Annotated in this window: 8 protein-coding genes; 4 read left to right on the plus strand and 4 right to left on the minus strand. The window is 39.8% G+C overall.

Annotation, left to right across the window (positions count from 1 at the left end; all coding sequences use genetic code 11):
• The 4 genes from H5202_RS15450 to H5202_RS24800 form a co-directional block, all read right to left on the minus strand.
• Positions 1-616, minus strand: a 616-nt coding sequence (locus H5202_RS15450) for a PAS domain S-box protein (RefSeq protein WP_182772861.1), incomplete at its 3' end; no start/stop codon positions are given.
• Positions 616-2,196 (minus strand): methyl-accepting chemotaxis protein, encoded by a 1,581-nt coding sequence (locus H5202_RS15455; RefSeq protein ID WP_182772862.1) that lies wholly within the window; start codon positions 2,194-2,196, stop codon positions 616-618. The genes H5202_RS15450 and H5202_RS15455, both read right to left, overlap by 1 nt.
• Positions 2,197-3,217: 1,021 nt before the next feature.
• The gene (locus H5202_RS15460) at positions 3,218-5,224 is read right to left on the minus strand and encodes a methyl-accepting chemotaxis protein (protein WP_182772863.1); all 2,007 of its coding nucleotides are present in this window, start codon (positions 5,222-5,224) and stop codon (positions 3,218-3,220) included.
• 114 nt (positions 5,225-5,338) lie between these two features.
• Positions 5,339-5,530 (minus strand): glutaredoxin family protein, encoded by a 192-nt coding sequence (locus H5202_RS24800; RefSeq protein ID WP_443019419.1) that lies wholly within the window; start codon positions 5,528-5,530, stop codon positions 5,339-5,341.
• A 69-nt stretch (positions 5,531-5,599) separates the two neighbouring features.
• Here H5202_RS24800 and H5202_RS15470 point away from each other — a divergent pair, with 69 nt between their 5' ends.
• From H5202_RS15470 to H5202_RS15485, 4 genes are all read left to right on the plus strand, one after another.
• Positions 5,600-6,496, plus strand: a complete 897-nt coding sequence (locus H5202_RS15470; RefSeq protein ID WP_182772864.1) for a LysR family transcriptional regulator — start codon at positions 5,600-5,602, stop codon at positions 6,494-6,496.
• Between the two features lie 442 nt (positions 6,497-6,938).
• Positions 6,939-7,547: a TetR/AcrR family transcriptional regulator gene (locus H5202_RS15475; RefSeq protein ID WP_182772865.1), complete on the plus strand. Its 609-nt coding sequence runs from the start codon at positions 6,939-6,941 to the stop codon at positions 7,545-7,547.
• Positions 7,548-7,604: 57 nt separating this feature from the next.
• A complete protein-coding gene (locus H5202_RS15480) occupies positions 7,605-8,189 on the plus strand; it encodes an alpha/beta hydrolase (RefSeq protein ID WP_182772866.1) in 585 nt (194 codons plus the stop codon).
• A gap of 39 nt (positions 8,190-8,228) precedes the next feature.
• A complete protein-coding gene (locus tag H5202_RS15485; RefSeq protein WP_182772867.1) occupies positions 8,229-8,486 on the plus strand; it encodes a hypothetical protein in 258 nt (85 codons plus the stop codon).
• The last annotated feature ends 70 nt before the right edge of the window (positions 8,487-8,556 follow it).

An 8,556-nucleotide genomic window follows, 5' to 3' on the forward strand; every position in this document is an offset into this window, starting at 1 on the left:
CGACTTTTGTTTTTTCATAATTTTTCATATAACCATGATGATTACTTCTGAATGGTTCTGTCATTAATTTCTCAATGCGCTGACCTATAATATCTTCACGATTATATTTGAACATAATCTCAGCTGCTTTATTAAATGCGGTAATAGTTCCTTCTAAATTGATAGCGATTAAGCCTTCAACCAAGCTGTCTAGGGTGATTTGTGTTGCATTGGTCGTTTTAATCAAACGCTCAGATTCTTCAACTGCGTCGGTGATATCCTGAAATGCGCCATAAATTGCCACCATTTTGTTGTTAATATGATGGGCTGCGCCGTAAGCGTAAACCCATTTTATATTCCCTTTCGCGGTGGTGATGCTTGCTTTAATGTTATAAGGTATTCCCGCTTTAATACAAAGGACTACTGATTTTTTAATCTGTCTATTATAGGGCGAATTGTAAAATGTAACAGTATCTTTAATAGTCGGCATGTAATCATCATCAACCTCATGAATATGACGAATCGCATCTGTCCACATGAGGCTAGCTGTCTTAACGTCGTACCACCACCCACCAATAACAGCTGTATGCTCAATGGCTCGAAGTATTTTGTCGTATTGGGTTTGCTGGTCACCCATTAGTTTTTATCTCCTTGCGACGAGAATCTTGCGATAATGGAGCGAACGTTGATTACCGTTTCAGCTAAACGCTGACTTGACCCTAACGCTGCATTTGCAGAGTTCTGCGTTACAGATGTGCTGTCGGCAATTTCAGCAATTTGTTTATTGATATGCTCTGCCACGGTGCTTTGCTGCTCTACTGCCGCAGACATCTGCTCGGTCAAATCAGTAATAGTATGCACTGACTTACGGATATTATTGAGTGCATCTCTGGTGTGCTCAACCGTTTGGACGCCAAGTTTAGCCGCCATTTCGCCTTCTTCTGACGTATTGACTGCACTCATGGCCCTTGTTGTTAGTACTTTTATGATTTCATGAATCTTGTTCGTTGACTCACTGGTTTTAGCTGCCAAGGCTCTCACCTCATCGGCCACAACACTAAAACCGCGCCCTTGATCACCCGCGCGAGCAGCCTCAATTGCCGCATTCAGTGCGAGTAAGTTAGTTTGATCTGCAATCGATGAAATCATGTTTGTCGCTTGGCCAATTTCTTCGGTAGAGTCGGCTAAATCACGAACGGTAGCGGCAATGCTCGCCACCGAGTGGCTCAAGGCATCAATGGCCGTTTTAGCGTCATTAGCTAATTTTGCACCATCATCCACGTTTCCAAGGGCATTACGTGCACTGACTGCATTATTTTGCACGTTCCCAGTGACTTCTTGGATTGCCGCAGACATTTGCGTAATGGCTGAAGCAATTTGTTGAGTGGCATGGCTTTGCTGTGCGACGGCTGCTGAGGTAGATTCAGACTCTATCTGAGTATGTTGTACAATAGTGTCGAGCACTGATGCAGCATCGGATATACGTGTTAATGCCGTGCGATTTCTGGCAATTTCGCATGCTAATACGAGTTTGGCTCGCGCTTTACTGCCAGTATCTTTAAAGTAAGATTCAGCAACCATCGTATTAGAATAAGATTCAGGGCTAATGTTGATAATATCTAATAATAGCGCGCTTTGTTTACGTGATACCCATATCGCTGATAATACAGCCGCACAGAGCGTTATCGCCCCCGTCGCTAAGCCAGCCATGTTATACGCCAGTGCTGAGGTAATAATGCCAGGAACCATCACCGGAGAGAGAGATTGTAATGTGTTGGTAATGCGACTCACCCTTGATAAGTTTGTCTTACCAGCGCGTAAGCGAGCATAAGCGCTTTCTGCCCGAGACTTTTCATCTTCAAGTGGCACGACCCTTACAGACTCATAGCCAACCACTTTACTCGCTTCAAATACCGGCGTAACAAAAGCACTCACCCAGTAATGATCGCCATTCTTACGTCTGTTTTTGACTAGCCCCATCCAGACATACCCAGCGGATATGGTTTGCCACATTTCTTTAAAGACTGCTGATGGCATATCAGGGTGTCTAATCATATTATGAGGCTGCCCAATCAACTCCTCTTCTGTATAACCACTAACTTCAATAAAAGCTTTATTGCAATAAGAGATGTTACCTTTCGCATCGGTTCCGGAGATAAGTCGATCTGTTGTTGGAAAGAAATACTCTCTTTGTGTCACTGATTTATTATGAGTCATTTTGTATTTTTCCATGGCATTGTTTGGTCATTAATTTCGTCAAAATTATTAGTTAAGTTGATTTTGTTGAAAATAAAAATTATGCCTTTAGGTATACATTCGATCTGTGCTTTAAATCCGTGATACATTTTCAACGATTGACTAAAAAATGTTCGTCAATAATCGCAGCAAATAATTTCTATCCAAAAGACAACGGTATTATCTAAACCTGGATTCAGTGAGGCGTAATTAACATATGTAAAGAATGAAAACAAACATTCTATTCTAAATAGGATGTTGAGCAGATATAAAACGGTAAACCATCATAGCTAGTATTCATGAGGCACATGTAGTGTTGAAGTTTTCATTACCTTTATTGATTTTTATATACTGCTTCTACACTCGCTACTTAATTGTGATGCACTTGAAGTCGGATAAACTAAGACCTGATTATCAATAGTTCACTACTTAGCAGCGAAGATACTCTTTTTCAATACTATGTACTTGTTGAAGCATTGAAACTTCGATAAAGTTTACTCGTAACTGAAAAATAAAATCTAGAGTAACTCTGAACCGATTTCTATTTTATAGCAAAAGTACACCGACTTGTATACAAAAAAAATCCCACTATAGAGTAATTTATTGTATTTTGGCTAATTCTGTGATTTGTGATCATCTGCGCTTTCGAAGTGGCAACTAAAAAGAACGATTTACTATCATATAATTTGCTTGTTTTAGCTTTTTGAACCGCTCCATTCAGTAGTACTTAATCATGTAGGCTTATCACTACAATTTAGCAATTACTAAGAATATAGTAGCCTGAATATCCGGTTAACAAGCCCTTTAAAGAGGCTTCAGCATGACGGGTTGAAAGTAATAAACACCGTGGCGATTTACAGTAAATTAATCACTACTATAAACCCAGGCATATGATTTAGTTCGATAATTTCTGCCTTCTTCGTGAAGTACTTACTTCGAAGTGTGTGAACTGTAGGCTATATTCTGTGCTTAATAAACATGTGTGTTTCGTTTGTGATGAGGTTTATTTTACTTTAAACACTTCAATTTGACCTTTAATACTCTGGGCTAGCAATGTCAATTCACCGGCCCCTTTAACCGCTTTAGTTGCCCGTTCATCACTGTCAGATGCAAGTGATGAAATAGCATGAAGACTAATTGAAACCTCATCTGCTACTGCACTTTGTTGTTTTGTTGCTATTGCGATGCTTGAAGAGAACATCGCCATTTCAGCGATGTTAGCGTTAATCTGACTCAGTTGACTATTAGCCGCATCTCCCTGTGCGACAGATGATAAACCTAAGTCTTGGCACTCTTTCATTTGTGACGTAGTGATTGCAACTTGTTTTTGCAACTTGCTAATAGTCGAACTAATGATGCTGATAGACTCTTGAGTGCGTTTGGCTAACGATCTCACTTCGTCGGCAACCACGGCGAAACCGCGCCCTTGCTCTCCAGCACGAGCGGCTTCAATTGCGGCGTTGAGCGCTAATAGATTCGTTTGATCAGCAATACTATTAATAACATCGGTCACTTTACTGATTGCCACACTCTCATGGTTTACCCCCTCAATATTCTGTTGCGTTTGCGTGAGCTGCTCACTCAGCGATTGCATTGCTGTGACTACTTGTGTTAATTGTCTGTGTCCATCGTGTGAAGCATTATCGATTTCTTGCGCTTGCAATGCACCTTGTCCGGAGTTTTCAGCCACATTCTTAATAGATGCCGACATTTCTTCGATGGCTGTTGCAATGTGTTCGGTTTGTTGAAGTAAAGATTTTGCTTCATTTCCGTTAACTGATGCGATTTGTTGACTGTTTTGAGCGTGATGATCCAAACTCACTACAGATTGTTGCAATGAGCTAATAAGTGAGCACAGGTTTGTGGCCATTTTACTGATGCTCATCGTGATTTGGTCAACTTCATTTTCGCTATCAGGATCACTTAATTCAAAGTGCTGTAATAAATCACCTTGACCTAGTGTAGCAATTTTTGATTTGAGTCTTTGTAAAGGACTGATGGCTCTTTTAATTACGCTGAATAGGAGGGCTGATATTAAAATTATACCGATAACAGCTATGAGCAAGTTAAGCTTCAGAATACCCATACTTTCATCATGCAATTCCGCTTCAGGTACTAAACCTATCATGGTCCAATTCCAACCTAAGATTGGAATGGAGTAAGCAAAAATATTTTCACCATTGGGCGATGTATGAAATAAAGGTTCTCGGTTAGTTAAGACTTTTTCAATTGACAGTCCATAAAAAAGTGATGGTTCAAAAGCTGAGTCATTGTTGATGTTTTTGTGAACTATAATGTTATTGTCGGAGTTACGGATAATTGCGTAGTAACCGGACTCTTCGAGTGTTTGCTGCTTAATGGCCTGTTGAATTTGAACCACTGACTCAGTAATGTCAAAGCCGGTAAACATAATCGCTATCACCTGCCCTGTATCGCTTTTAAGTGGGCGATAGATTGTCATGTAATCTTTGCCAAACAACTTAGCGTAACCTTGGTAATCTTCGCCCTTGATGAGTCGTTGATATCCGGGATGACCAGTGCCTAAATTAGTCCCAGTTGCACGCCCTCCATCGGCTTTTCTCAGAGAGGTTGAAATTCGGGTAAAATCATCTTGATTGCGCACAAAAATGGTTGCAACACCACCGGTCAGCTCAGTGTATTTGTCCACTTTGGTGTTAGATGTGTTGATTTGCTCTGTACCATGCATTAATGATGGGGCTGTGATGTTCGCTATTAGAACTGTCGAGCCATTTAGGTACAGTTTTTCAGGATAAAGCGTTCTGAGAATGTCCGCACTACTTTCAGCAAGTGTTAGCAAACTGTCGTATTGTAATTTAATCAGTTCTGCGTTGCTTTGCATTTTAGCACTAATTGCATTTATTGCCTTATTATGTAATGTTGTTGATGCTGTTTTGTAAGAGAAAAACGACATTAGAGCAAAAATCAAAATCGAGCAAAGTAAACCGAGTGACCCAATTTGTTTCGAAATTGGCCAATTCTTATAGTTCATATAATATTATCCCTTTTGTTTCCGATCTAATGTAAAAAACTCTTCGAATCCTCCCATAGATATCTCATCAATGAATATCTGTGGAAAGTTTCTTGCTTTCGTACGGCAGCGTAACTATTGCATTCGATTAGGTTCGGCATACACATCGTAATAGCAATATGCTACTTGCATTGACTCAAATAGCCTTTTGACCATCGAACAGTAGGCGCAACCAGGTCTTCCATAAATCTCTACTTTCGTCATGGTGTGTGCTAGCACTTCTCGTTCTCTAAGCTTGTAGTACCTTATATTTTCCACATTGAACATTGTTATTTAGCTTCAATTATTGATAAATAGTGCTATCATTGAAAGATAATCAATAAATTGTTGACAGTCATGGATTCTTTAGATGGTTTAAAAACGGTCATTGCCGTGGTTGAAACGGGCTCATTTACTACAGCAAGTGAACGGTTAATGATCTCAAAAGCATTAGTCAGTAAATATGTGGGTGAAGTCGAAGACAAACTTGGCGTGCGATTATTCAATAGAACCACTCGCCGTTTAGCCTTAACAGATGCTGGCAAAACTTATTACGAACGAGCACTGCCATTAGTCGAGGAATATGAGGAATTACTGGACTCAGTAACAGGTGAGCAATCGGCACCTAAAGGAAAATTAAAGATAAGTGTTCCGGTGACGTTCGGCGAAATGCAACTATCACCTGTGATTAATAAATTTCTCACTACTTATTCAGATATACAGGTGAACATACAATTAACCGATAGGCGCATTGATATGCTTGAAGAAGGTGTTGACGTGGTTATTCGTATAGGTGGGGTTGATGATTCAAATATGGTCGCCCGCCAAATAAACACCTACCCATTAATACTCTGTGCTTCTCCAGCTTACCTTAACCAACATGGATACCCTAAAACACCGAACGACATCACCAGCCACTCTTGCATTGTCGACAGTAATTTCCGCATAGGGAAACAATGGCCTTTAGTCTCACCAAACGGCACAGTTGAAAGCATTGAAGTAACCTCAAGAATTGCGGCTAATAGCCCGAGAGCGGTAATGGAAATCGCGAAATCTGGTGGTGGAATAGCATTAATACCTGAGTTTATCGTGCAAGATACACTAGCACAGGGCTTGTTGCTTGAAGTCTTGCCTGGCTATACCACTCTTGAGTTTGGTTTATTCGCGATATTCCCTCATCGGCGCTATTTGTCCAAAAAAATTCGTTGTTTTATCGATTTTATGATTGATGAGTTTTCAAGCAGTGCCAAATAATTTATCCACCGTTACACTATGATAATTATCTGTTACTTAACAATTGCTTTACTGGCTTATACTTCTTTCTGCCAACAGGGCTGTCACTCAAGGTGACAGCAAGAGCTTCAGTTATCTTCCTAAAGTACGTAACATGGGCCTCTCGACTTCTAACTTAGCTAAGGCAACAAAAGATCTAATAGAGAAGATCATTTACCCCTGCCGTCAAAATCTTTTATCTCTATCACTCGCCAGAGTTTTATATTTCCAAAATTGGCTGAAATTCCACATTCTGTCCCAAATGTGGATCTTTTGGGCTCTGTTAGCATTAAATGTTGAACTAATCACAGCTCGGCCCCCAGAAACCAGTCAAATGCATCACACCTACATCAGTAGATTCGGAATTTCACCATGACTATAAATCGACTTGACAAAATAGTACGACCGTACTAATCTTATTTGTATGAAAATGATAACCTCAACAAGCACAACAAAATCAGAGCAAACTCGCCAGCACATTTTGGCTGAAGCTTTACAAATAGCTACAAGCAAGAGTTTGAATGACGTGACTATTGGTGAACTGGCGAAAGCATCAGGTCTGTCTAAAAGCGGTGTATATGCACATTTCATTTCTAAAGAAAACTTACAAGTAGCCATCATTGATTATGCAAGCGAGTTGTTTCAGAGAAAAGTGATTAGTGGTCTCAGCTCTCAATTAACGCCAATTGAACTATTAACCGCCCTCACTAATCGATGGCTCAACTGGTATGAAGGTCACGCAAAGAAATGTCTTTTTATCACTGCTACCATTGAGTTTAATGATAGGCTAGGCACAATTCGGGATGCTTTACATCATCAACTAAACCGCTGGATAGACTTTCTTGAAAGCATCGCAAACATAGCAATTACTGATGGAACTTTCAGAGTCGGTTCAACTAGCCAGCAATTTGTTTTTGAATTGTATTCACTTTATCTCGGCAGCCAAAAATACTATTGGCTCAATCGTGAGTCTTCGGAACGTCTGCTTTTTGAGCGAGGATTCGACAAGTTGATAGAGCAATATACGTTATAAAAAAATTTACTAAAAAATAGCACGACCGTACTATAATGAACATTATTGGAAAAAATTATGAGTAGCAAAATATACTTTAATGAGAATAATCGCCGGAATTTTTCCTGGTGGTTAGCTCGTGGCATTACTAATTCAATTTTAACACTACCACGTGTAATTAGTGTAAAGGCAGGCAAAAAAATGCTTTTACGGCCTGTTAGAAATAAATCAATTTCTATACCACAGAATATGACTTTACAAACAGTTAAAACAATAGAAGGAGATATTCAAACTTATATAATCGGTACTGGCCCAATTATTCTACTGAGTCATGGTTGGTCTGGTTCTGCAAGTCAATTTTTCCCGTTGATGGCTAGGATCGCTGAGGCGGGCTATCAAGCAGTTGCCTACGACCAGATTGCCCACGGAAATAGTAGTGGTGACTTATCGAATCTTTTTTTATTTATGAAAATTAAGCTGGCGATGATTGCATGGCTGGAACGAGAACAACCAATTGCCGCAGTGGTCACTCATTCAATGGGGGCTTACGCCTCACTTGCTGCTTTAACAAGTCCTTATCCTATTTTATTAATTGCACCAGTATTCAAATTATTTGAATCTATGATTGAGCGCGTCAAACAAAGTGGTATGGCTCCCCAATGACTAATTAATGTTGTGCAGGATTTAGAACAGGAGCATCAAATGGAACTTATCAATCGAAACATCAACATCCACATTGCTAATTACCTAGGTAAAATCCATATCATTCATGATGAGGTTGACCAAATTTCCCAACTGAAAGACAGTAAAGCTGTGGCAGATGAACATTCGCATGTAATGCTAACCACTACGAAAAATCTAGGGCACGGAAGAATAATTAGTTCAGAAGATACTTGGCTTGCATTTAAAAGAATGATGGAAAAAGCTCGAAGAGATGATCATGTTACGCAAACATTCTGATAGCCACTGAATAGCATTATATAGTTTATACTAACCATCTGAATCTGGAAGAGATCGCGAGCGTTTCTTA

This window comes from Shewanella sp. SG41-4 (assembly GCF_014164505.1).
Classification (GTDB): domain Bacteria; phylum Pseudomonadota; class Gammaproteobacteria; order Enterobacterales; family Shewanellaceae; genus Shewanella.

Coding starts and splice junctions, on each gene's coding strand:
- H5202_RS15455 (WP_182772862.1), bottom strand. CDS start 2,196: ATGACTCATAATAAATCAGTGACACAAAGAGAGTATTTCTTTCCAACA.
- H5202_RS15460 (WP_182772863.1), bottom strand. CDS start 5,224: ATGAACTATAAGAATTGGCCAATTTCGAAACAAATTGGGTCACTCGGT.
- H5202_RS24800 (WP_443019419.1), bottom strand. CDS start 5,530: ATGTTCAATGTGGAAAATATAAGGTACTACAAGCTTAGAGAACGAGAA.
- H5202_RS15470 (WP_182772864.1), top strand. CDS start 5,600: ATGGATTCTTTAGATGGTTTAAAAACGGTCATTGCCGTGGTTGAAACG.
- H5202_RS15475 (WP_182772865.1), top strand. CDS start 6,939: ATGAAAATGATAACCTCAACAAGCACAACAAAATCAGAGCAAACTCGC.
- H5202_RS15480 (WP_182772866.1), top strand. CDS start 7,605: ATGAGTAGCAAAATATACTTTAATGAGAATAATCGCCGGAATTTTTCC.
- H5202_RS15485 (WP_182772867.1), top strand. CDS start 8,229: ATGGAACTTATCAATCGAAACATCAACATCCACATTGCTAATTACCTA.